Source organism: Shewanella sp. ANA-3, assembly GCF_000203935.1.
Taxonomy (GTDB): Bacteria; Pseudomonadota; Gammaproteobacteria; order Enterobacterales; family Shewanellaceae; genus Shewanella.
The window spans coordinates 2,668,939-2,692,502 of sequence record NC_008577.1; the positions used below are offsets into that span (position 1 = coordinate 2,668,939).

Below are 23,564 nucleotides of genomic sequence, written 5' to 3' on the forward strand. Positions count from 1 at the left end.
TATAGCGTTGGCTTTTAGGCACTTATACATCCCGTTCGACAAGATACAAACGACCCATATTAGCTATGTTGATAATTTCTTCCGCTTGACCGTGCAAACCTCGAATCGCCGTGCTGATCTGTCGCTCCAACGCTTTTCGATGCAGCAACACCATCATTCCAAGGGCCGAGCTATCAATGTAAAGCACGCGGCTAAAATCCAGCACTAAGTGCTTAATGTCCTCTTCGAGAAAGGCCTTTTGATAATCGTTGGTGAATTTTTTATGGTGATAAAAATCAAAACGTTCCGGCAAAGAGATGTAGAAAATATTAGCCATCACAATGTCCCTATTTAGAAAAGCTCAATTTCACCGCAACTGATTTGACTTGCTGATACTGGGTTATGGGTATTTTTACGCCGACCACTGATCTGGGATACCAGACCATCACACTGTTCGTCGAATTCTTCAGGCGACATCGCGGTGACACTATTTAAGGACTCCCGCAAATGTTGCAGCGTCTGATTGGTGTAAATCATACTTTGGGAGGTGATATCGCTAAATTGTAAGCCACGAATAGCGTCTGCAATGGCGCTTTCCAATTCATGGGCAGAGGCATCAATTCTGTCAATCACTGCGGCATCTTTTTCTGCTTTAACAATGATTTGCTCCAGCGCGGTATCGAGATCTTTTTTCGCCTCAATAATGTAAGACATATCCTGAGCAGCCACTTTACTCACTTGATGGGTGAGCTGCTCGATTTGCACTTGAATGGTATGTAACTGTTTTTGAATACTTTCGCTAAAGCCTGCACTGCGATTAGATAAGGCGCGCACTTCATCGGCCACCACGGCAAAGCCCCTGCCCGCATCGCCCGCGCGGGCGGCTTCAATGGCCGCATTTAAGGCTAATAGATTAGTTTGCGAAGAGATTTGGTCTATATCCTTGAGTGCCTTCATCGCCTGAGGCATAGATTCATAAATCACATTGACCTTTTCGAGCAGATCGATATTGGATGCAGACATCTCAATGGTCGATTGAATAAAACGCTCTAGCGTCATCGAAGTGTTATTGGCAAATAGCTTCATCTGCTCTGAGTGAAAGATTTCTTCATCATCGGCGCTATGAACCAATGCTGAGATAAACTCGCTTTGCTCGTGCATTAATTTACCTAAGCCATCGAAGGCGCCACCGAGTAAATCAACCGCATCCGACTGTACCGACAGCACATCGTCGATACTCTGCTCGCAGGTCTTTAATGACACTGACACTTCTTGATAGAGATTAAGCTGATCTTGCCAGTCGCCGCTCGCTGCGGAAGTGGCAAAGGAGTGAGGTATGGGTTGAGAGGCTGAGGATTGTCGATAGAATTGCCAACCGAGCATGATAATCACGGCAACTAAGGTACTCAGCGTAAAACTGACTAAGCTGCCGATAAAATATCCTATTACTGCTGCAAACACTGCAACAATGCCATCCTTGTATGTCATAGAGACTTCGCAATTATTGATCTGTGATTAAAAAGTAGTTTCATATTCAGGGGTTTTCAAACGACTAACTGATTTTTTTCGCTCAAATCAGCACGGCGTGCGCAAAAATTGTACGAATAGTGATTTGGCGCCAACTAAATCAGTAGAACGGCTTTTTTATCAGGCGAATGGCTGATTAACTCATAGACTTGTCTAGTGGATACATAAACTTAGCTGTGCAGCCTGCAAAGCCTAGGTTACACTGGCGTTGTCTTCGACTGGGATGGGATCATTTATGAGTCAACGTACATTACACTCCTTATTTAAACCCACATCCGTAGCCATTATTGGCGCCTCCAATAGTGAGAAACGCGCCGGTAATGTGCTGATGAAAAACCTGCTCTCGAGCGGATTTTCTGGCCCCATCATGCCCGTGACGCCAAAATACCGCGCCGTGATGGGTGTGCTTGCCTATCCCAATATTGAAGCCTTGCCGATAAAGCCCGATCTGGCAGTCATCTGTACCCGCGCCAGTCGCGTGCCCGCCATCGTCGAAACCCTGGCGCAATTCGGCTGTAAGGTGGCGATTATCATGGCCTCCGGCATGGCGCAGGAGATGAATGAAGAAGGTGTCAGCCTGCTCAACTTGGCCATGCAACATGCAAAACGCTACGGCATGCGCATTCTTGGCCCCAATAGTTTGGGGATGTTGTTACCGCCGTTAGGGCTCAATGCCAGTTTGGCCCACGCCAGCGCCCTGCCCGGCAAAATTGCTTTTGTGTCGCAGTCTGCGGCGATTTGTACCACGGTACTGGATTGGGCCAACAACAAAGGTATTGGCTTTTCATCCTTTATCTCCCTTGGGGATGCCACCGATATTAACTTCGATGAATTGCTCGATTTCCTCGGCCGTGATAGCCGTACTAGTGCCATCATGTTGTATATCGACTCTGTCAATGAGAAACGCCATTTTCTCTCTGCCGCCCGCGCAGCCTCCCGCAATAAGCCCATATTAGTGATTAAATCCGGTCGCAGCGCCGAAGGAGTGCGGGCTGCCAAGTTGCATACGGGTGGCATTGGCGGTAACGATGCCGTGTACGAAGCCGCCTTTAGGCGCGCAGGTATGCTGCGGGTAAATGATTTAATTGAACTTTTTGCCGCGGTAGAAAGCCTCGCCCACTCTAATCCATTGCAGGGCGAGCGATTAGGGATTATCAGTAATGGTGGCGGCCCAGCGGTATTGGCCGTCGATGAACTTATTCTGCGCGGCGGTAAACTGGCGGAATTATCCCAAGAGACCATCGCCAAACTCGATGCCGTGTTGCCCAATACGTGGTCGAAACAAAACCCCGTCGACATTATCGGCGATGCCAACGCCAGCCGTTACGCCAGCGCACTCAATATCCTGATGGATTGTGAAGAATTAGACGCCATTTTGGTGCTGCATTCGCCGTCCGCCCTTGGTGAAAGTGTCGAGATTGCCGATGCCTTAATTAAAGTGATCCACGCGCATCCGAAGAAAAACCGCTTAAATATCCTCACCAACTGGAGCGGTGAAGACTCGGCCTATCAAGCCCGCAAACGCTTTACCAAGGGCGGCATCTCCACCTATCGCACCCCCGAAGGTGCAGTCGGCGCCTTTATGCATATGGTGGAATATCGCCGTAACCAAAAACTGTTGCAGGAAGTGCCGCAGTCGATCCCCGACAATATTCCGACCGATAGCCAAACGGCGCGAAAACTGCTGCAAGCGGCACAGGCCAAGGGCAAAGCGGTACTCGAAACCCACGAGGCCAGCCCGATTTTACGCGCCTATGGCCTCAATACTATCGACACTTGGTTTGTCAAAGATGCCGATGAGGCCGTCGCTATTGCCAATGAGGCGGGTTATCCCCTCGCGCTCAAGGTGCAATCGCCGAATATTTTGCATAAATCCGATGTCCACGGCGTCATGCTTAACCTCACCTCGGCGGAAGATATTCGCCATGCCGCCAACGCAATCACCCAGCGGGTACATCAGGCCAATCCCGACGCGATTATCGAGGGCATGATAGTGCAGAAGATGGCCTTGACCGCAGGCGCGCAGGAAATTCGGGTCGCCGTGATTAGCGATCCCGTCTTCGGTCCGGCCATCTGTTTAGGTGAAGGCGGCTCGGAGTGGGATCCGACTCAAGATGCTGCGGTCGCCTTGCCGCCACTCAATATGGCGCTGGCCCGTTACATGGTGATCCAAGCCTTAAAGACCCATAAATTAAAGGACAGGCATTTACCACTGGGGCTGGATATGAACGCCCTATGCGTGATGCTGACGCAAATTTCCCACATCATCATTGACTGCCCAGAAATAGCATCGTTAGATCTTAACCCTGTGCTGGCGGCGGGAGAAAACATCACCCTGCTCGATGTGAATATCCGTCTGCACGATGCCAATACCGATAACACCTCGCGTCTTGCCATCATGCCCTATCCCAAGGAATTAGAGGAGTTTGCCGAGCTTAAAAATGGTCTTAAGGTCATGCTGCGTCCGATCCTGCCCGAGGATGAGCCCAAGCATTTGGCCTTTGATAATTCCCTCTCCGATGAAGACAGGTACAAACGCTACTTTGGCGTGCGCTCTAAGATGACCCACGAGGAAATGGCGGTACTGACCCAAATCGACTATGCCCGCGAAATGGCGTTTATCGCCACCGCCAAGGGACCGGACGGTGATGACATCACCCTAGGTGCGGTCAGGGCCTCCATCGATCCCGACAATACCGAAGCCGAATTTGCCATGGCGGTACGGGGCGATCACCAAGGTATTGGGCTGGGTAAATTACTGCTCGAAAAATTGATTAAATACTATCAAGCCAATGACACCCCAGTGCTAACGGGCTTTACCATGTTTGAAAACCGCAATATGGCAAGCCTTGCCAAGAGCTTAGGCTTTAAGGTTACCTTCGATATGGAAGAACATTTGATCAAAATGCATATGGATCTTAAGGCGCCCAACGCCAATAAGAGTCAATAGCGCGAAGCAAACTTCGCCCCGCTGGACACAATAAAAAACGCCGCACTCAAAAGATGCGGCGTTTTTCTATTTATCATGCATTTATCGCTAGCGTGATGCCCTCAACTCCGACGAATACTCGTCCTATGGCTTTGGTTTTTTATGCACGCCTTTAAGCAGAAACACTAAGGGCACGGCGGATAACGTCACCCACATCATTAACCTAAAGTCCTGCAAATAGGCCAAGGTCGCCGCCTGACGATTCACTTCGGCATTGAGTAAGGCTATGCCCTGTGTCGTCGATAAATCAACGGCATGAAGATCAACGGCGTGCTTGAGCGCAAAACTAAAGGGATGAATGTAATCGGCAAACGCCGCATGATTCATCTGTGTGTGCTGGGCAAGATAGGTGATCACCACGGAGATCCCTATACTGCTGCCGATATTTCGCATCAGACTAAAGAGCGCAGTCCCCTCATTACGGTATTTTGCCGCTAAGGTTGCAAAGGTAATGGTCGAGAGTGGCACAAAGATAAAGCCCAAGCCAAGGCCTTGGATAACCCCAGTTCGCACTATATCCCAGCCGGTAATATTGGTGTTAAAGCCCGTCATCTCCCATAGGGACAAAATGGTGAGCATCAAACCTAAAAAGATTTGGTAACGTACATCCACTTTGCCGGCGAGCTTACCCACAGTCATCATGGCGATCATAGTGCCGACGCCCCTTGGCGCCAGCAAGTAACCCACATCAATCACAGGATAACCTAACAGGGTCTGCATAAAAGGCGGCAATAAGGCCATGGTCGCCAGCAGAATAATCCCGATGATAAAAATGAAGATAAGCCCGACACTGAAGTTTCTGTCCTTAAACAGCCCAGGCTCAATAAAGGGATGTTTATGGGTAAAGATATGGGCAATAAACAGATAAAACGCCATGCCAGCAATTATGGCTTCGATAACGATTTCACGACTGGAAAACCAATCGAGGGATTCTCCCCTATCGAGCAACATTTGCAGGGCGCCAATGGCCAGACTCAACATGGCAAAACCGAGTAAATCGAACTTGCGGCTATGGTCCAGCGGCGTTTCTTTCACATAGGCGGCAAGACCAAACCAAGCCAATAGCCCAAAAGGCAGGTTGATATAGAACACCCAGCGCCAGTTGTAATACTCAGTTAACCAACCACCGAGGGATGGTCCCAAAATCGGCCCGACCATCACACCAACACCCCAAAGGGCCATGGCCGAACCATGGCGCTCTGGCGGGTAACTGTCGAGTAATACCGATTGGGATAAAGGCACTAAACTGGCACCAAACACCCCTTGCAATAAGCGAAATAACACAATTTGCTCAAGGTTTTGCGCCGCACCGCACAGCATAGAGGCAATCGTAAAGCCCACCACTGCCCACATAAATACCCGTTTACGCCCAATCCTGGCGGTTAAAAAACCCGTCAGCGGCATAAAAATCGCCGCGGCCACAATATAGGAGGTTAACACCCAAGAGATCTGATCCTGAGTCGCCCCCATGCTGCCCTGCATATGGGGCAAGGCCACGTTGGCAATCGTTGTATCCAGCGCCTGCATAATGGTCGCTAGCATCACCGAAAGCGTGATAAACCCAAGATGTTGCTCGTGCTTTTTGGTATCGGTTTGCAAAGCACCGCTCGCGTTAACGGCCTCAGCTTGGGCATGGTCTTGCCCTGCCATCACTTGCTGACTCACAGACTAAAACCCAACAACTGACGTTGATATTCAGTATCGATATCCACCACGGCGCTTAATCCGGCGCGCAGCGGCGCCTCGGGCAGCGCGGTATCAATGGCAATTCGCACCGGAACGCGCTGGGCGATTTTCACCCAGTTGCCGGTTGCATTTTGCGCGGGGATCAGCGAGAACTCTGCACCCGTTGCGGGACTTAAACTCTCGACCGTACCTTGCCAGTGATTATCGGGAAAGGTATCGATATGGATATTGACCTTTTGCCCGGGTTTGACGTGGGTTAAATCGGTTTCGGTGAAGTTCGCCTCAATCCAGAGGGCATGATCGGCTACCAGCGCGAGGGCAATGGCGCCAACATTCACATATTGTCCTAGCTTTGGCAGTTGGCTGACGACGCCTGATACTGGGGCTTTAATCTCCACGCGGCTTAAATCAAGCTTGGCTTCATTTAATTGGGCTAAGGCTTCTAAATAGCTGGGATGTTGTTCAATCGGAAAATCGGGGCTGCCGCCTAAGCTTTCGGCGATGCGGTGTAAGTCTTTTTGCAGGGTCTGAATATTCTGCCGCGCAATATCGGTATTTTGCCTTGCATCTTCAAGCTGAGATTCAGACACAAAGTGTTTACCGATCAAATTCTCCTGCCGCTTTTGCTCTTTCTCCGCAAAGGCTAACTTGGTCTCTGCCAGAGTGATTTCGGCTTGCTTCTCATGGTAACTCGCCTTGAGTACCGCTAAATCCGTCTTGACCTGTGCCAATTTGGCACTCGCCTTATCGACCATCACCTTAAACATGGCATCGTCGAGGCGAAACAACACTTTCCCCTTCTCAACCCTTTGGTTTTCAACCACATACAAGCTGTCGACATTCCCAGCCACTTGCGCGCTTACGGGCACTTTATCCGCCTTTACATAGGCGTTATCGGTTTCCATATAACGGCCGCCATGCAGGTAAACCGCACCTATGGCCAGCACGGATAACAGCGGCACCACAATCAGTAATATGCCGCGCTTTTTACGCGTATTCGCTTTAGGTGCTTGAGGATTTGCGTCACTCATTACAACAACTCCAACTTCACTAAATGTCTATCACGGGGATGGGTTTATCTGCTTTGATTAAGCTGAAAAATTTTTATGGATTTGCGATAACAGCCGGATAACAGTCTCTGACTCGGCTTCATCGAATCCTTTAAAGGCTTGGGTGTACACTATGGTCACGGCACGTTCAATTTCGGCTAAATGGGGCGCGGCCGCCTCCGTCAAAAATAACTGAAAAGCGCGTCTGTCTTTGGCATCGGGTCTGCGTTCAACCAGCCCAGCATCACACAGCACATCGATTAATCTCGCGGCCGTGATAGGTTTAATTTCGAGGCGATCCGCCAGCTCAATCTGCTTAAGGCCTTCATTACGGGCGATATGCAATAAGGCTCTTGCCTGCGATAACGTCAGTGAGCAATCCGCCGTGGGCCTGTAGGTTTCTTGGAACACACGGCGCATCATGCGGGTAATATCACTTAAGAGTGCGCCTAGGGTATTTGATGAGGTTTTCATAAGCCATCCACATAGTAAGCATTGCTTATTATATGGATGACATCGAATGTAAAGCAATTGCCAGCACAATCAACAAAGGCAACAAAATGCAAAGTCAGACGGAGTAAAGGGTTAAGCTATTGATCAAATAGAGCATTAATCTTTGTTCATCGAGTGATTCCAACGACTATCTGACTCAAAGCACTTAAAGGCACAGGAATAAGTTAAGAGCGTGTATGACCTGACGCTTTGCGGTAACTCTCAACCACGGACACAATTGCGCCCATCGGATTTGGCTTCATACAGGGCTTTATCCGCTCGGCTAAACAAGGTATCGGCATCATCACCTTCCTGCAAAGACGCTAAACCGATAGACACAGTGATGGCGCCCAAGGAGAGTTTTTTATCTTTACCTATGGCTAAGCGCCGCTCAGAAATCCGCTCCCTTAGGGTTTCGGCCACTTGCAACGCATCGTGGAAATGGGTATTGGGCAACAGCACCACAAATTCTTCGCCGCCATAGCGGGCGACAAAGTCATCCCCCCGCACACATTGTTTGAGGGCGAGCGCCACATAGGCTAACACCTTATCCCCCACTTGATGGCCATAGTTGTCGTTAAACACTTTAAAGCGGTCAATATCAATGAGTAATAAGCTGCAACGGGTATGTTGCTGCTCGGCGCGGTGGATATGATCTTGAATCGCAATTTCGTAGGCGCGGCGGTTATGTAATGAGGTTAATTGGTCCGTCATCGCCGCCAAACTTAAATTTTCCATTTCGGTCTTTAAGTTTTGTACCTCTTGCCCCATGGCGCTCAGGCTCTGCTCCATGGTTTGGTTATTGACGAGTAAACTTTGCATTTCATCAATCACCCCATCCACTAACTGATTGAGCGTGCACACATCCGGCTTAGTCTGAAGCTGTAGGCCAAAGTCCGCCAGAGTGCTTGAAAATGCCTCCGTTCCCTGATTTAACTGAGTGATTTTACTGATCAGCGAGTTGATCAATATTTGAGTTTCGATTTGAACGTTCTCGATGACTTCGGGGGATTTCTCTTGAATAAAATTCTTGTACAGACTGGTATTCACCTCCTTAGTGAACACCACTTTATTCGCCAGAAAGCCATCGATAGCGCGATTTAAATCGAGATTCGTCTGGGCAAAATACTCATACCAAACCGTGTAATTCTCTGGGGTGACCGGAATATCGAGCGCCGACATTTGTGGCACGGCCAAACGCAAAATTTGCGCCGCTGAATCGAGCTCTTTAGTGGCAGCAGGAGATGACATGAGTCGCGCACCTAATGTTGTTACTTTTTTGTATAACTTAAGTTAACTCAACTGCTTCGATTTGGATACGGGACACAATAATTATTATGATAAGGCGCAAAAAAATAAAGGAGGATGTTGCCATCCTCCTTTATGTATTCACCTGCACGCTGAACTTAACCGCGGCAGCGAGCAAAAATATCTAACTTAGATTGATACACTTGGGTCTGAACATTCATTAATCCCAGCAGACTGTCGAACAGATTGTCGTGGGAGAAGCCGCCCTTCTCGGCCTCTTTGGCTAAACACGCCATATTCAAATGGTTGTCTTGGCTGAAATCCTCCGACACCCAGGCCAGCATAGGAATACTGGTCTGTTCAATCGGCGCAATACCGTACGGCGCGCCATGCAAATACATGCCTTTCTCACCCAGAGATTCGCCGTGATCCGACACATAGAACATGGCGGTATCAAACTTAGTCTGTTGCTGTTTAAGCTTATTGACCACTTCACTGATAATGTAATCGGTATACAAAATCGTGTTGTCATAGGTGTTCATCAGCTCTTCGGCGCTGCAGTTTTGAATGTCGCTACGCGGGCAATCCGGCGTAAATTTACGGTGTTCTGGCGGATAGCGTAGGAAGTACGTCGGCCCATGGCTGCCAATCACATGCAGGGCTATCACAGTGTCTTTCTGCTCCGCATTGGCTAAGGCTTCGTCGAGTTTATTGAGCAGCACTTGGTCGAAACAATATTGTCCCGAGCAGAGTTCTGGATCGCTATTCAAGTCAATGGTGATGTTTTCAACCTGATCGCACACCCCTTTACAACCCGAGTCATTATCAAACCACTGCACTTTAATCCCGCCGTGATTTAACACATCGATGGCCGTGTCTTGGGCATAGGCGCGGCGAGAATCGTAATCCTCACGTCCCATCCGCGAGAACATGCAAGGTAGCGAGACCGCAGTGGCCGTGCCGCAGGAATGGGTATCTTTAAAGGCGACCAAGCCTTGGCCCTCTGTGTAAGCGTTGGTCGGTTTATCATAACCATAGTATTGATAGTTCATTGAACGAGCAGTCTCGCCCACCACCAGCACTAACAGGTTAGGTTTACCGTTGGCATTGGTTGTAACATTTTTGGCATCCAAACCCAGTTGTTGGTATTCAATCGGCGTTTGCAAATAGTGCACATTGATGTACTTAGCGGCCGCGCCAATAAAATAGGTCGGCACAATATAACGCTTGATCTCATCGTTATTGCGGCCAAAGGCGGCGTAATCTTGGAAATAGAAGAAGGCGATAATCCCAAGCCCTGCCAACATCGCCAGCATAAACAAGACTTTATGCAGCAACTCTTTAAAAAATGGCTTGTATTGGATATTGGCTTTGTAAATCAAATAGGCGGGTAAAATCCCCGTGAGCAGCATGTTGAGGATGGAAGCAAAGTTCACATACATCAAGGCTTCGGCGCTGTTGGTTTGAAAGGTGTTTTCAATCATGCCGTAGTCGAACACGACATTGTATTTGAGCGCCGCAAAAAACACGCTCGATGACAGCAGCGTGAGAATGATGAAAAAGGGTTTTACTAGGTATTTCACCGTAAACAGTGAAAACACAAAACTCAGTGCAAAGGTTAAAAACAGCGGCATGGATGCGATAAAAATCGGATCCACATCGGGCTGTTTTTCAATGCCTTTCTTGATGACTTCAAAGAGTGGGATATTAAAAACGCAAACGTAAAATAATGCGGTGATAAAGGTGAAGCGGTTCACGGTTAGAGTTTTAAATCTCGTCAGCACTGGTAATGCTCTCTTAAATAAATAGTGGGCCGAAACTAGCTTAGTTTTCTTAAGGGAATCTTATGCCTAAAAATGAATGTCATCTTAGCAACTGAACTTGGCCTACTCAATAAAATGAGTAATATTATTAACAAGTTAAAATACGGATTAAAAAAACGGCCGAACCTCAAGGCATTCGACCGTTTTTTGCTCCCCAACCTATAGGGACTTGCTCGGTATTAATCGCGAATTGTTAATATTTTCTGTCACGCATCACGATTATTTTAACTGCTGTAATAAGTAGGCAAACGCCATCGAATTTAGTTCCGCAGCTTGATTATTATCTGCAGCGCCTGCGTGTCCACCTTCGATATTTTCATAGTAAAGCACATCGATGCCCATGTCCTTCATCTTGGCTACCATCTTACGCGCATGGCCTGGGTGTACCCTGTCATCACGGGTTGAGGTAGTGAAGAACACCTTAGGATAGTGGGTGTCCTTGTGCAGATTATGGTATGGCGAATAGGTTTTAATGTAGGCCCATTCTTCAGGAACATCGGGATTACCGTATTCCCCCATCCAACTTGCGCCGGCCAGTAACTTATTGAAGCGGTACATGTCGAGTAAAGGCACTTGGCAGACCACTGCATTGTAGAGATCGGGACGACGGGTAAAAGCGGCGCCCATCAGCAAACCACCATTACTGCCACCTTGAATGCCTAAATGCTTGCTCGAGGTAATTTTACGGGCGATTAAATCCTCGGCGATAGCCTCAAAGTCCTCATAGGCCTTATGACGATTCTGCTTAAGTGCCGCTTGATGCCACGCAGGGCCGTACTCGCCGCCACCACGGATATTGGCCAGCACATACACGCCGCCCTGCTCTAACCAGTTTTTACCAATGGTTGCCGAATAGGCTGGGCGCAGTGACACTTCAAAACCACCATAACCATAGAGCAGAGTGGGATTGCTGCCATCGAGCTTAAGATCCTTTGCCATCACCACAAAATACGGCACTTTGGTGCCATCCTTTGAGGTTGCAAAATACTGCTCAGTTTTAAATTTATCCGCTGCAAATTGCTGAGGCATACCTTTAATTTTTTGCGGTTTTAGCGCCTTAGCATTGACGGTATACAGGGTCGATGGCTCAAGAAAGCTCGTGTAATTAACAAAGAAATCATCACTGTCGCGCTCCATATCCATCACGGTTAGCGCGCCATTGGCCTCAAAGGGGACGGGCGTGCTTTGCCATGCGCCCTTCGCGTCTTGCTCGTAGCGAACCAGTTTACTCTTCACGTTATCGAGCCAATTTACAAAAATCGCGCTCTTACTGAAACTTAACTGGGCGATTGATGCGGTCGGCGTTGGGCTGACAAATTCAGTAAAGGATGCTTTTTGGGCGATTAAATCCGCCACATTGGCATACACCACGGCGCCTTGGCTGAATGTCGTCGCAGGGGTTGCTAACTCACTCTTGAGCTCAATAAACAATTTGCCTTGGAAATAGCCTTTGATCTCGGCATCTTGCGGGAGCGGCAGCTTAGTCAGTTTGCCGTCTTGGTAAACATATTGAGTGGCGGTGTAAAAGGTATGCGCCTCAGTAACTAGGCTCAGCGGAGTTTTGTCGTCAAACATCACCCAACCCGATACCGCGACCGAAGTTTTGTCGCCACTGAAAATGGTTTTCGCTTGCTCAAGCGGCGTACCACGTTGCCATAACTTCACTACGCGGGGATAACCCGAGTCCGTCATGCTTTGGTCATCGCCAAAATCGGTACCGACAAAGGCCTGATCGGTATCAATCCAACTAAGGCTAGATTTCGCTTCTTTTAAGAAGAAAGGTTTATCTTTCGCGGGCACAAAGTCTTTGGTGCTTAAATCAAATTCACGCACTTCGACCGCATCGGCGCCGCCACGGGATAAGGACACAAAACAGCGCTGATTCTGTGGATACTGGCAATCAATGCCTTTGAACACCCAGTTGACCGCTTCGGTTTTACCTAAGGCATCGACATCGAGCACGGTTTCCCACTTTGGATCCGCCTTGGCGTATTCTTCCATGGTGGTGCGACGGTAAATCCCGCGCACATGGGTATCGTCCTTCCAAAAGTTATACAGCTTATCGCCAATATGGGTGGCGTAAGGAATACGCTCTTTGTCATTGAGGATAGCGAGGCTGTTGGCAACTAAAGTATCGAACCCTTTGAAGGCTTTTATTTCGGCGGCAGAAGTAGCATTTTGGGCCTTAACCCACTCCATCGGCTTTGCGCCTTCAACCTCTTCGAGCCAAATATATTTGTCTTCTTCGGCGTGGAGTTGACCACTCATAGTGAGTACCCCTGCAATGCACCAAGGCAGTAATTTACGATTCATGTTATTCCTTTTTAGACAGAGTCCTTGAACAGAGCCCTTAAATTGAGTCCATCTTGATTTCTGCCCTACATTACCTTAATTGACCTCCAGTTCAACCTTTAATACAACAAGAATGTAACAAAAGGTAAGATATTGTAATCACGAATGATTAATCGAGAATGAATCGAAAATATTCGAGATGTTATGCCATAAAAAAGCGCCCAATGGGGCGCTTTAGTGAATACTCAATAGCGAGTTAACTCTGCCATTAAAACTCTTGGTTCATCCGCGTCAGCAAACTCAGCAGTAAGCTTCGCTCCTCTGCACTCATCTTAGCGGTGAGATCGGTCGTTAATTGCAAATGCAGCGCATCATGCTCAAGGAACAGCGCCTGACCTTTCTCGGTGAGCTCGACCAGAATCGAGCGTCTGTCACTCTCATGGGGACGACGCATCACCCACTGGGATTCGACCATTTTATCGATTTGTACCGTGAGCGTGCCTGTGGTCACGCCGATTTTGTCGGCCAGTTCCTTCATTCGCATCGCGCCGTGCACACCCAACAACTCTATTGTGTGTACCTGCGATAAGCTAAAACCCTTATCGCGCACAATAGCATGCTCCCACGATGATAATTTTTCATAAAACTCAATAATCACATGGTTCAGGGCCTGATCCGTAGAATGGGCGGACGCGGCTGATAAAGCATCATGCGGGTGTGCAACTGTCATTAGGCTTCCTTAGCCACACACTCACGTTGACGGCAAGTATGCAGCTCAATGGTAATATGAGATAACTCAGGGAACTTAGTCAGTAACTGATTAAAATAACTGGCTTCTTTCGGTGAGTGAGACACAATGGACACCATCATAGCATGGTGATCGGCACTCACGCGCCAAATATGTAAATCGGCGACTTGATGATCCGGTACTGCCTCGATCGTCTCACGCACTTTGCACTGTAGCGAGGCTTTTACCCCACCGTCCAACAAAATCGGACTGGTCTGTTGGATAAGACCCCATGACCAGCGGCTGATAATAATCGCGCCAACAATCCCCATAATCGGATCGAGCCAAGTTAAGCCCATATATTTACCGAACAACAGTGCCGCAATCGCCAGCACTGAGGTTAACGCATCGGCTAATACGTGGAAATAAGCCGCCCTTAGATTGTGATCATGGCCCGAATGCCCGTGTGAATGCCCATGAGAATGACCCTGTGCCTGGCTGTGTGAATGGTCGTCATGGTCATGGTCATGGTCATGGTCATGGTCATGGTCATGGTCATGGTCATGGTCATGGTCATGGTCATGGTCATGGTCATGGTCATGGTCATGGTCAGCAGCATGATGATCGTTCCCATGGCAGCAATGATTATCTTGATGATCCTTATGGTCATCATCTTCATCGTCGTGATCATGGCCGTGAGAGTGACTGTGCGAATGTCCATGCGAGTGGCCGTGTGAATGTCCATGGTCGTGGGAGTGATGATCCTTCAACAGGAACACACTTAATACGTTCACGCTTAAGCCAATCAGGGCGACAAAAATCGCTTCATTAAAGTGAATATCCTCAGGATTAATCAAGCGCATGCCCGATTCAATTAACATCACTAAGGCCACTAAGCCTAAAGCGATGGCACTGGTGTAACCGCCAAGCACACTCACCTTACCAGTCCCAAAGGCAAAGGCCGGATCATTGGCATGCTTACGGGCATAGGAATAGGCAAATAAGGTGATCATAAAGGCGGCGGCGTGGGTACCCATATGCCAACCATCGGCCAGCAAGGCCATAGATCCATAAATGGTCCCCGCCACAATCTCGGCCACCATGGTAATCACGGTGAGATACAACACATAACGGGTATTTTTTTCGCCAGCGGTATTTTGGTTAGAAAATCCATGGGAATGTTGCCACTGCGCGACAGAATGCCCAAGCCCAGTACTCTGCATCGGTTTCTCGGTTGAAGATGTTGTTTTCATTATTTTTTCCTAAGCGATTTTCCCTAGCTTGCATAAATGAGTGCGTAAATTCATGCAGCAAGAGCAAACCCGCTGTGGTGATTGATGACTTCTGTCGCCAGTTTAGTTTGAAAATCAAAATATATAAATATCAAAATAATCATTTTTCAAACTATTTGCATAAGTGTTGCAACGACTCACAAAATTTAAACGCAGCAAAGTACCATCCCACATTCACAATGTGCGTATAGACAAGGCATAAACTCGAAACGGGTAAGCGATAAAAACGATAAGGCAAATAACACAAAGGCGCTTAAATCAATCGACTTAAGCGCCTCTGCATGGGAAGGGATTTGAAGGCAATATCAGAACATGGATACAAAGAATGCACTGAAAAATAAAGCAATTACAACTGTTGTACCTAGCGCCATTTTTAGTTCGGTGTTCATATTCACTCTCCTAGTTGGTATAACCCCATTATTATCAAGGCTGAGATAAATGCCTATATTGAGATAGTTATTTTGTGAGCAAGAGCTAAATAATCGTGCACTTTTCACACCGCACCGCCAAGCAAAGTGACGTAGCTCACAAAGCAAGAATTTCCCTAGCGCACGCAATTATCGAAATCAAGACTAGGCAATCCATTTATTCGATTAACATTCCGGCATGACTTACGACAAATTTTGATATACTGCCGCCGTAATTCATTGACCGAGATAATCCTATGTCACAACTGTTACACACCATGCTTCGCGTCGGTAACTTAGAACGCAGTATCGCTTTTTACACTCAAGTGCTGGGTATGAAGCTGCTCCGCACCTCAGAAAACCCAGAGTACAAATATTCCCTCGCCTTCGTGGGTTTCGGTGAAGAATCAACGGGCCAGGCCGTCATCGAGTTGACCTACAACTGGGGAACGGAAAAATACGATCTCGGCACGGCCTTTGGTCATATTGCCATCGGTGATGAAGACATTTATGCCCGCTGCGAAGCCATTGCCGCTGCGGGTGGTAAAGTGACTCGCGCACCCGGCCCTGTTGCTGGTGGCACCACTGAAATCGCCTTTGTGGAAGACCCCGACGGTTATAAGATTGAATTTATTCAAATGAAATCGGCGACCCAAGGTTTAGGTTAAGCCTATTACCTTCCCGCCTGATATAAAACGGCGTTTGCATACCCTGCAAACGCCGTTTTCTTTGCTCATAAATAAATGCCAATACTAGGGATTACCGCTTGCCCTCGGCGGCCATGGCGATACGGCTGCTGCGCTTCTTCTGCCAAATGGGCAAACGCCACGCGAGCAACAAACTAAAGCCAAGGATATACAGACTCGGTTCAATAATTTCGGATTTTACCGACCAATAAAAATGAATCGGCGCCAGTATCGCCACCACATACACCCCATTGTGCAGCGTTTGCCAACGGCGGCCCATTGTACGCATCAAGGCTTTAAAGGACGTCAGTGCTAGCGCGGTGACTATCGCATAGGCCAGTGCGCCGACTAAAATATAAGGCCGTTTCGCCACTTCACTGAAGAATAACTCCCAGGCAAACAGCAGATCTAAACTAAAAAACGCCACTATATGCAAAGTCGCATAGGCAAACACATACAAGCCAACTAAACGGCGTGTCTGCATTAACCAGCCTAACTTTAATCCCTTAGCAAGGGGGGAAATCAGCAGCGTAGCCGCCAACGCATTTAAAGCGCCAATGCCAGTAAAGTGGATAATATGCTGCACGGGGTCGCCGCCCGCACGGCCCGACAGCACAGTAAAAATCAGCCAAGCAATCGGGATAAGCCCAATCAAATGAAAGACTAACTTTACCCAGAGCAGCTGTTTTGGCGTGACTCTTACCGCCGTGATATTGAACATAGGACTCCTACTCTTTTGACTCTTTCAAGGCACTAACCAGTATGCCGCTAGATATTGCAGCTCGTTCGCTAGGCGCAATCAATGGCGCCTAAACAACAGCCGCCAAGTGAGTTAATAAAACTGCCTCAGATCCATCCCCTCATATAACGAGGCGACAAATTCGCCATAACCATTAAAGGGCTGCGTATCGATGCGTTTTGCCGAAAACAAACCGCCCTCGCCAATGCGCCGCTCGCTCGCCTGTGACCAACGGGGATGATCGACCGCAGGATTCACATTGGCATAAAAGCCATACTCATGGGGCGCGAGTTGATTCCAACTGGTGGGAGGCTGCTTGTCCATCACCCGAATGCGGACGATGGATTTAATGCTCTTAAAACCGTATTTCCAAGGTACCACTAAGCGGATAGGCGCGCCGTTTTGCGGCGGCAAGGTTTTTCCGTAGAGTCCGACCGACATCAGCGTCAGCTCATTCATCGCCTCGGCAATGGTTAGACCTTCCACATAGGGATAATGAATGCCGCCACCCATTAAGCGGCTCTTTTGCCCCGGCATTTGCTCAGGATCGAAGGCGGTTTCAAAGGCAACATACTTGCCTTTACTGGTCACGCCGACTTTTTTCAATAAAGCGGCGAGTGGAAAGCCTACCCAAGGGATCACCATGGACCAAGCTTCGACGCAGCGCAGGCGGTATATGCGTTCTTCCAGAGGAAATAGCTTAGTGAGATCTTGATAATCGAGCGTCATCGGGCGCTCCACTTCACCTTCGATACGTAATTGCCAAGGGTCGACCTTAAACTGCTGGGCGTTATCAGACGGATCCTGCTTGCTGGTACCAAACTCGTAAAAGTTATTGTGGGTGGTGACCTTATCCACGGGTGTCAGCACTTCGTCCTTACCAAAGCGGACATTGGCCTCAAAGGTCAATGGCGTAGTGATAAAGCTGGTTTTGGGTTGTTCGCCAAACAGATCGAATAATCCCGCCTGCACATAACCCGGAATGCTGGCCCCAATCGCGCCAAGGCCCATGGCTTTGACTATATGGCGGCGGGCCTTAAACACCGACTCGGGTGTCACTTGATTATCTTGGATATGCCAGCGCGCTTTTTTCAAAATACCCGGTGTAAAACGTGATTGATTAGCCAATGGACACCTCTGCAAAAATAAATGTTATGTACCGGCGCTGACTCACACTCTGCGCTCGCCCAAAAAGCCTCAGGTATATTTACCTGTGTTGATAAGCTGTAGGGATATAGACACAGATAACAGCAAAAAAATTTCATCCCTCACAGTATCTCAACTTAAGCGACTAAGTCTTGCTCATTTGAGTCATCGCCTAAACAGATTGTTAATTAAAGCACTTGAAGCCTTTTTTGGGGCATGCGACCCTAGGCGCCACAGCTAAAGGAGTGCTAATAAGATGCCATTTTCTCAATCTTTTTCCCTCGCCCAGATCATCGGTCTTCTCGCCGTGGCCTTTTTAGGACTGTTAATCGGTGCCCTACTCAATCAACGTCTCACCCGCTCACGCTGGCAACAGTTTAAAGACGAATTAGAGCAAGAAATGCGGCAAGTAAACGAAGACGCCGAGCTCTCCCTCGCCCAGCAGCAAGTTTTAGTCGACGACAAAGATAACCAACTGCGCCAATGCCAACAACGCTTAGAGCAAAAGATAGAACAACTGGGTAAAGCCGAAGCCATGGCCGAGCGCCTGCCGAGTATTGAGCAGCAACTCGCCGACAGCCATCGCCGCCAACTCGAGCTCCAACTGGCCTTATCTAAATCCAATGCGATGCAACAGACTATTCAGGCCAAGGCCGATGCTCAGCAATCCGCCATGCAGGAAAAAATCGCCACCTTAGAAATGGCCGAAGTTCGCCTACAAACTCAGTTTGAAAACCTTGCCAATCGAATTTTCGAAGAGCGCAGCGAAAGCTTTAAGCATCAAAACGCCAATCAGTTAGAAGGTGTGCTCGGGCCGTTGAAGCAACAGTTAGAAGGCTTTAGACAGCAAATTCGCGAATCCTACAACCATGAGCAGTCGGAGCGCAGCGCCCTCAAACATCAATTAGAACATCTGCGCGAGCTCAATTTAAAAATGAGTCAGGATGCCATTAACCTGACCAAGGCCTTAAAGGGCGATAACAAGCAGCAAGGCAACTGGGGCGAAGTGATTTTAGACCGCGTGCTGCAAGAAAGCGGCCTGCGCGAAGGTCACGAATATCACACCCAGCAGGATCTGAAGGACGACAGCGGCAAACGCTTTAAACCCGATGTGATCGTGCATTTGCCTGAAAATAAAGACGTGGTTATCGATGCCAAGATGTCGCTCATCAGCTACGAGCGCTATTTTAATAGCGAAGATCCGCTGGTGCGTGAACAGGCCATCAATGAGCATGTTTTATCGATCCGTAATCATATTAAGGGCTTGAGTCAAAAGGATTATCAGCGTTTACACGGGCTCAAAAGCTTAGATTACGTGTTGATGTTTATTCCGATTGAACCCGCGTTCTTACTAGCCCTAGAGCATGATCCAAGTCTTGTTAACTTTGCCCTCGAGCAAAATATTATGCTGGTCAGTCCAACCAACCTCTTGGTTGCCCTGCGAACAATCAATAATATCTGGCGTTACGAGTATCAAAACCAGCACGCCCAAACCATTGCCAAACAGGCGGGTCGGATCTACGACAAACTCTGTGGCTACCTCGACGATATGGAAAAACTCGGCCGCGCTCTGGATAACGCCGAAAAAACCTATCACAGTGCCATGAACAAATTGTCATCGGGCAAAGGCAATTTAGTGCGTCAAGCACATTTAATGCAGCAACTAGGTGTTGATACCAGCAAGCAACTCGATAAGATGTTACTTGAGAAGGCGCTTAACGAAGCCTTAGACGAGAGTGATGCGCAGGACAGCGGTGATAATCAAACTCATCGCGATACGCTTTTGACCCATACTGAGGATGCCACCGCACTCGAACAATAACGATAAACACGCAGTTTAAAAGCCAATAACTCATAATCCTGAATCGATAGGGAAAAGTCGATTGTAACCTTGATGCCCGGAGGCAAGTTCTGCATGTGCAACCCATTGACAAAGATGGTGTTATCCAGCGCAATTATCATCGCAGGGGCATTTAATGCCTCTGCGGCTTTCGCGTTAACTTCTACCCAGAAGACCTTTCTTGAGGCTGAAAAAGCCCTAAAGAAACAAGACTATGCCACCTACAAGCCCCTGCGAGCTAAGTTAGGCGATTATCCGCTGGCGATTTATCTCGACCATGATATCGACATTGGCAAGCTTAACGATTTACGCGGCAACGACGCTAAGGCCATGATAGATAAGTATCAAACCACGCCTATGTATCAGCGCCTGCGTTCAAAATATTTATTAAATGCCGGCGGCCAAAAGCGTTGGAACGACTTTTTGAGCCTCGCCCAAGACGCGCCGACCGATGTCAGGCTGCAGTGTTATTTCTATGAGGCCAAACTCGCCAAGGGCGAAACCCAAACCGCCTACACGGCGGCGCAGTCACTTTGGGTCTATGGCGATTCCCGTCCCAAGGAATGCGATCCCCTCTTCAATGCCTGGACCAAAGCCGGTAAGCGCACTCAGGATGTGATTTGGGCGCGGATGTTACTGAGCTTCGATGAGGGCCAAACCAGCCTGCTGAGTTACCTATCGCAAAAAATCACCGTGCATAGCGCAGAGGCAAAACGCTTAGTGGCGGTGTTTAAAGACCCCAATAGCCTGCGCCATACCGAAAAATTTAAGGACAAAAATCCTATCGTTGGCGATATCGTCGCCGCAGGCTTAAAACGCCTTGCCCGTAAGGATCTCGACCAAGCCATTAATTTATATACTCGGTATCAAAAAGCGAAACGCTTTACTCCAGCTCAGGATCAACAGCTGCAAAAGTATCTAGTACGCCGCGTGTTGATTGAGCAGGATGATAATTTTAAAGACTGGGCCGATAACCTGCTGCCCGAGATGAAGAGCGATGATATGTTCGAGCGCCGCTTACGCTGGGCGATCCGCGAGCAGGACAGCACCCATATCGCGCGCTACTTAGATTTATTATCGCCAGAAAGCGCAGCCAAAGAGCGCTGGCAGTATTGGCTGTATCGCACTAACGCGAAACACGCTCCCGAAAGCGCCACTAAGGCGTTAGCAGCTGTCAGTAATGAGCGCAACTTTTACGGTTTTGCCGCATCGCAGTTATTGAATAAGCCCGTGTCCTTAAATCAAAGCCCTGAGCCTGTGGTGGATGGGACCAGTCAAAAACTCGAAGACGATTTAGGCTTTGTGCGCGTACTGGAGTTGATGGCGCTGGATCGTTACTTCGATGCCCGTTATGAATGGGTCGCCCTACTAAAGCGCAGCAATAATGAGATGCGCGCCCGCTATGGTCGTTATGCCCACGATCAAGGCTGGTATGACTTTGGCGTAGAAGCCAGTATTCAAGGCAAGCTCTGGGATGATATTCCCCTGCGCTTCCCGATGGCACATCAGTCAGGCTTCGAACACGCCAGTAAAAAGCACAAGGTCAACATTGATGAAATCCGCGCCATTAGCCGCCGCGAAAGTGCGTTTTTCCTCTATGCGACCTCAGGTGTCGGCGCCCGCGGTTTAATGCAGATTATGCCCGCAACAGCCAAGGCTACCGCGAAGAAACACGGGGCTAAGTACAGCGATCCTAAGGATCTCTACAGCGCCGAGCTGAACTTAAACTTAGGCAGTGCCTATTACGCACAATTGTTGAAGGATTTCAATCAAAACCGCGTGTTAGCAACCGCCGCCTATAACGCTGGCCCCTCGAGGGTTCGCCGCTGGTTAGCGGAGTCGAATGGAAAGCTCGATGCCATGAGTTTTATCGAGTCCATTCCCTTCACCGAAACCCGTGAATATGTGCAAGCCGTGTTAAGTTATCGGTTGATTTACGAGGCGCAAAAACAAAAGCCACAGCCTTTATTTAATGAGGCTGAGCTTAAGTTCCATTACTAAGCCGCATGGCGGAAATGGGATAGTTATCAAACAGTAATCAAGGTGGCGTTGGCCACCTTGATTATTTTTGGCCACATCAAGATGCCGTTTTATCACAAGGTTTAACCGTATGAGTGTTTAATCGGCAAACGCGCTCAAGCCAGGTAAACTTGTTTGCACTCTTGGCCACTAAATGCGAATAATTAGCGATTAGTCATTTAACACGCCAGTCTCGATGCTCAATCTCAGCGGTTTATCCTTAAGTTGCGAATATCAGCCCTTTGTCTGTCCCCATACTCAACGCATTCATGGCTATGAAGCACTCGCCCGTTTTTACCTTGAGCAGGGTCAAGCCATCGCCCCGAATCTAGTGTTTGAGCAATTACACGAAGCCAGCGAACAACTGGCGGCGGTCGAGTTTCAGGCAAAAGCCTTTCAGCTCAAACACGCCCCTCAGGCGCAGCGATTATTTGTGAATGTGGACCCCCACGCGGTGGATGGCGCGCATACCCAAAAGTTACTCGACCAGCTATCGCAGCATCCGCAATTAACGGTAGAAATCATTGAAAACACCTGCGTGAGTGATGCCGAACTTGCTAATCGCTTGTTCCATCAATTTAAAGCGGCCAATATTCAAGTGGCGCTCGATGATATCGGCGCCCCTCACTCCATGCTCTCCATCGATTTAATGATGAATGTGGACTACCTCAAGTTTGACCGCTACTGGCTTAAATTAATCGACGCGCCCCATGGTATCGCCCTGCTCAGCGCCCTGATTGAATTTGGCAAACGCACGGGCAAACAATGCATCCTCGAAGGCATAGAAACCGAGGCACAACTCCAGCTAGCCCGCGAGCTAAATATCGATCTAGTACAGGGATTTCTATTCAAACCTTGGTTTATCCGCCCCGAGCAAAGTGAAAGGTTAATTTGTTAGGGAAGGATGCAGTCACATACTGGTATGGAAGAATTAATCATGTTCATGGCCATTGGTAACTCTGAGATTCTTCAAATTTAATGTCACCTAGCGCAGATATGGATTGTCATTGTTTCCCCTGTGACACGCCGCCCTTTTATTTCACAAGAAGCATCCCTGAGGGCTCGACGACGACATCTGCTGTACATGGATGTACGAATGCCGCGTTCACATGGCCTATGATGTTCCCTACATCATAGTGGCATTTCCCATATCCCTATGGGTCAGATGTGAAAGAGCGGCCATGCCGCCAACAGTCACAGTTGCAACAATAGCAATCTTTACGATCATTGAACTGTTCATTGGCTAAAAGCTTTTTGCCCCATTCTGTATTTCGGCTCGTTAGCTCAACCGAAAATTCCCACTCCTGCTGCCATACAAATTCTTATCTATTTGCCTATGTTTGGCCTTACCAGAAATCAGCTAACAACGTATGGGTATACAGTCGTATTTAAACTTAGGTGTTTTGGTATGATTTTCAGACAAAATCAGAGCGCACTAATTCCATCCGCAATAAATAAAACTCTTTAAAATCAGGTGAATATAATAACTGAATTTTAGTTAATAGGTTTGGAAAACGCGCATGCGCGTTTTTCCAGATGGTGTATTTTATAAAAAGCTGATAACTTCTTTACATACAGATAGTTAACTATGCGTGTTTTTACTGGTCCAACGAGGTAAACGCG

The 23,564-nt window shown here is 48.3% G+C and carries 17 protein-coding genes; 5 read left to right on the forward strand and 12 right to left on the reverse strand.

Annotated features, from left to right (window positions below; translation table 11 throughout):
* Positions 1–22 precede the first annotated feature (22 nt).
* Positions 23–316, reverse strand: coding sequence for an STAS domain-containing protein (locus tag SHEWANA3_RS11720; protein WP_011717171.1), 294 nt, complete (start codon positions 314–316; stop codon positions 23–25).
* Positions 317–330: 14 nt separating this feature from the next.
* Positions 331–1,467, reverse strand: a complete 1,137-nt coding sequence (locus tag SHEWANA3_RS11725) for a methyl-accepting chemotaxis protein (RefSeq protein WP_011717172.1) — start codon at positions 1,465–1,467, stop codon at positions 331–333.
* A gap of 274 nt (positions 1,468–1,741) precedes the next feature.
* Between SHEWANA3_RS11725 and SHEWANA3_RS11730 the strand changes: the two genes are divergently transcribed.
* Complete coding sequence (locus SHEWANA3_RS11730; protein WP_011717173.1) at positions 1,742–4,456, forward strand: acetate--CoA ligase family protein; 2,715 nt, start codon at positions 1,742–1,744, stop codon at positions 4,454–4,456.
* Between the two features lie 123 nt (positions 4,457–4,579).
* Here SHEWANA3_RS11730 and SHEWANA3_RS11735 read toward each other — a convergent pair whose 3' ends face one another.
* From SHEWANA3_RS11735 to SHEWANA3_RS11770, 8 genes are all read right to left on the reverse strand, one after another.
* Positions 4,580–6,160: a DHA2 family efflux MFS transporter permease subunit gene (locus tag SHEWANA3_RS11735; protein ID WP_011717174.1), complete on the reverse strand. Its 1,581-nt coding sequence runs from the start codon at positions 6,158–6,160 to the stop codon at positions 4,580–4,582.
* Positions 6,157–7,212 carry an HlyD family secretion protein gene (locus SHEWANA3_RS11740; RefSeq protein ID WP_011717175.1) on the reverse strand — a complete coding sequence of 352 codons (1,056 nt, stop codon included), beginning with the start codon at positions 7,210–7,212 and terminating at the stop codon, positions 6,157–6,159. The genes SHEWANA3_RS11735 and SHEWANA3_RS11740 overlap by 4 nt, the downstream gene beginning before the upstream one ends.
* Before the next feature lie 57 nt (positions 7,213–7,269).
* Entirely contained in the window at positions 7,270–7,704 is a 435-nt protein-coding gene (locus tag SHEWANA3_RS11745; RefSeq protein WP_011717176.1) for a MarR family transcriptional regulator, read from the reverse strand.
* 240 nt (positions 7,705–7,944) lie between these two features.
* A complete protein-coding gene (locus tag SHEWANA3_RS11750; RefSeq protein ID WP_011717177.1) occupies positions 7,945–8,973 on the reverse strand; it encodes a GGDEF domain-containing protein in 1,029 nt (342 codons plus the stop codon).
* A 155-nt stretch (positions 8,974–9,128) separates the two neighbouring features.
* A complete protein-coding gene (locus SHEWANA3_RS11755) occupies positions 9,129–10,754 on the reverse strand; it encodes a phosphoethanolamine--lipid A transferase (RefSeq protein WP_011717178.1) in 1,626 nt (541 codons plus the stop codon).
* Between the two features lie 258 nt (positions 10,755–11,012).
* Positions 11,013–13,106, reverse strand: coding sequence for a prolyl oligopeptidase family serine peptidase (locus SHEWANA3_RS11760; RefSeq protein ID WP_011717179.1), 2,094 nt, complete (start codon positions 13,104–13,106; stop codon positions 11,013–11,015).
* A gap of 247 nt (positions 13,107–13,353) precedes the next feature.
* Positions 13,354–13,815, reverse strand: a complete 462-nt coding sequence (locus SHEWANA3_RS11765; protein ID WP_011622868.1) for a MarR family transcriptional regulator — start codon at positions 13,813–13,815, stop codon at positions 13,354–13,356.
* Positions 13,815–15,065, reverse strand: coding sequence for a cation diffusion facilitator family transporter (locus tag SHEWANA3_RS11770; RefSeq protein WP_011717180.1), 1,251 nt, complete (start codon positions 15,063–15,065; stop codon positions 13,815–13,817). Before SHEWANA3_RS11770 ends, SHEWANA3_RS11765 begins: the two co-directional genes overlap by 1 nt.
* Before the next feature lie 703 nt (positions 15,066–15,768).
* On the opposite strand from SHEWANA3_RS11770, the gene gloA reads away from it, so the two are divergent.
* The gene (gene gloA, locus SHEWANA3_RS11775) at positions 15,769–16,179 is read left to right on the forward strand and encodes a lactoylglutathione lyase (protein WP_011717181.1); all 411 of its coding nucleotides are present in this window, start codon (positions 15,769–15,771) and stop codon (positions 16,177–16,179) included.
* Positions 16,180–16,270: 91 nt separating this feature from the next.
* On the opposite strand, the gene msrQ is transcribed toward gloA, so the two are convergent.
* Both msrQ and msrP read right to left on the reverse strand, forming a co-directional pair.
* Positions 16,271–16,918, reverse strand: coding sequence for a protein-methionine-sulfoxide reductase heme-binding subunit MsrQ (gene msrQ, locus SHEWANA3_RS11780; RefSeq protein WP_011717182.1), 648 nt, complete (start codon positions 16,916–16,918; stop codon positions 16,271–16,273).
* Positions 16,919–17,029: 111 nt separating this feature from the next.
* Complete coding sequence (gene msrP / locus SHEWANA3_RS11785; protein WP_011717183.1) at positions 17,030–18,064, reverse strand: protein-methionine-sulfoxide reductase catalytic subunit MsrP; 1,035 nt, start codon at positions 18,062–18,064, stop codon at positions 17,030–17,032.
* A 274-nt stretch (positions 18,065–18,338) separates the two neighbouring features.
* On the opposite strand from msrP, the gene rmuC reads away from it, so the two are divergent.
* The 3 genes from rmuC to SHEWANA3_RS11800 all read left to right on the forward strand — a co-directional run bounded on the left by rmuC (position 18,339) and on the right by SHEWANA3_RS11800 (position 22,839).
* Entirely contained in the window at positions 18,339–19,904 is a 1,566-nt protein-coding gene (rmuC, locus tag SHEWANA3_RS11790; RefSeq protein WP_011717184.1) for a DNA recombination protein RmuC, read from the forward strand.
* A gap of 93 nt (positions 19,905–19,997) precedes the next feature.
* Complete coding sequence (locus SHEWANA3_RS11795) at positions 19,998–21,923, forward strand: transglycosylase SLT domain-containing protein (RefSeq protein WP_011717185.1); 1,926 nt, start codon at positions 19,998–20,000, stop codon at positions 21,921–21,923.
* Positions 21,924–22,137: 214 nt separating this feature from the next.
* Positions 22,138–22,839 (forward strand): EAL domain-containing protein, encoded by a 702-nt coding sequence (locus SHEWANA3_RS11800; protein WP_011717186.1) that lies wholly within the window; start codon positions 22,138–22,140, stop codon positions 22,837–22,839.
* Positions 22,840–23,564 lie beyond the last annotated feature (725 nt).

Coding starts and splice junctions, on each gene's coding strand:
- SHEWANA3_RS11720 (WP_011717171.1), bottom strand. CDS start 316: ATGGCTAATATTTTCTACATCTCTTTGCCGGAACGTTTTGATTTTTAT.
- SHEWANA3_RS11725 (WP_011717172.1), bottom strand. CDS start 1,467: ATGACATACAAGGATGGCATTGTTGCAGTGTTTGCAGCAGTAATAGGA.
- SHEWANA3_RS11730 (WP_011717173.1), top strand. CDS start 1,742: ATGAGTCAACGTACATTACACTCCTTATTTAAACCCACATCCGTAGCC.
- SHEWANA3_RS11740 (WP_011717175.1), bottom strand. CDS start 7,212: ATGAGTGACGCAAATCCTCAAGCACCTAAAGCGAATACGCGTAAAAAG.
- SHEWANA3_RS11745 (WP_011717176.1), bottom strand. CDS start 7,704: ATGAAAACCTCATCAAATACCCTAGGCGCACTCTTAAGTGATATTACC.
- SHEWANA3_RS11750 (WP_011717177.1), bottom strand. CDS start 8,973: ATGTCATCTCCTGCTGCCACTAAAGAGCTCGATTCAGCGGCGCAAATT.
- SHEWANA3_RS11760 (WP_011717179.1), bottom strand. CDS start 13,106: ATGAATCGTAAATTACTGCCTTGGTGCATTGCAGGGGTACTCACTATG.
- SHEWANA3_RS11765 (WP_011622868.1), bottom strand. CDS start 13,815: ATGACAGTTGCACACCCGCATGATGCTTTATCAGCCGCGTCCGCCCAT.
- SHEWANA3_RS11770 (WP_011717180.1), bottom strand. CDS start 15,065: ATGAAAACAACATCTTCAACCGAGAAACCGATGCAGAGTACTGGGCTT.
- gloA (WP_011717181.1), top strand. CDS start 15,769: ATGTCACAACTGTTACACACCATGCTTCGCGTCGGTAACTTAGAACGC.
- msrQ (WP_011717182.1), bottom strand. CDS start 16,918: ATGTTCAATATCACGGCGGTAAGAGTCACGCCAAAACAGCTGCTCTGG.
- rmuC (WP_011717184.1), top strand. CDS start 18,339: ATGCCATTTTCTCAATCTTTTTCCCTCGCCCAGATCATCGGTCTTCTC.
- SHEWANA3_RS11795 (WP_011717185.1), top strand. CDS start 19,998: ATGTGCAACCCATTGACAAAGATGGTGTTATCCAGCGCAATTATCATC.
- SHEWANA3_RS11800 (WP_011717186.1), top strand. CDS start 22,138: ATGCTCAATCTCAGCGGTTTATCCTTAAGTTGCGAATATCAGCCCTTT.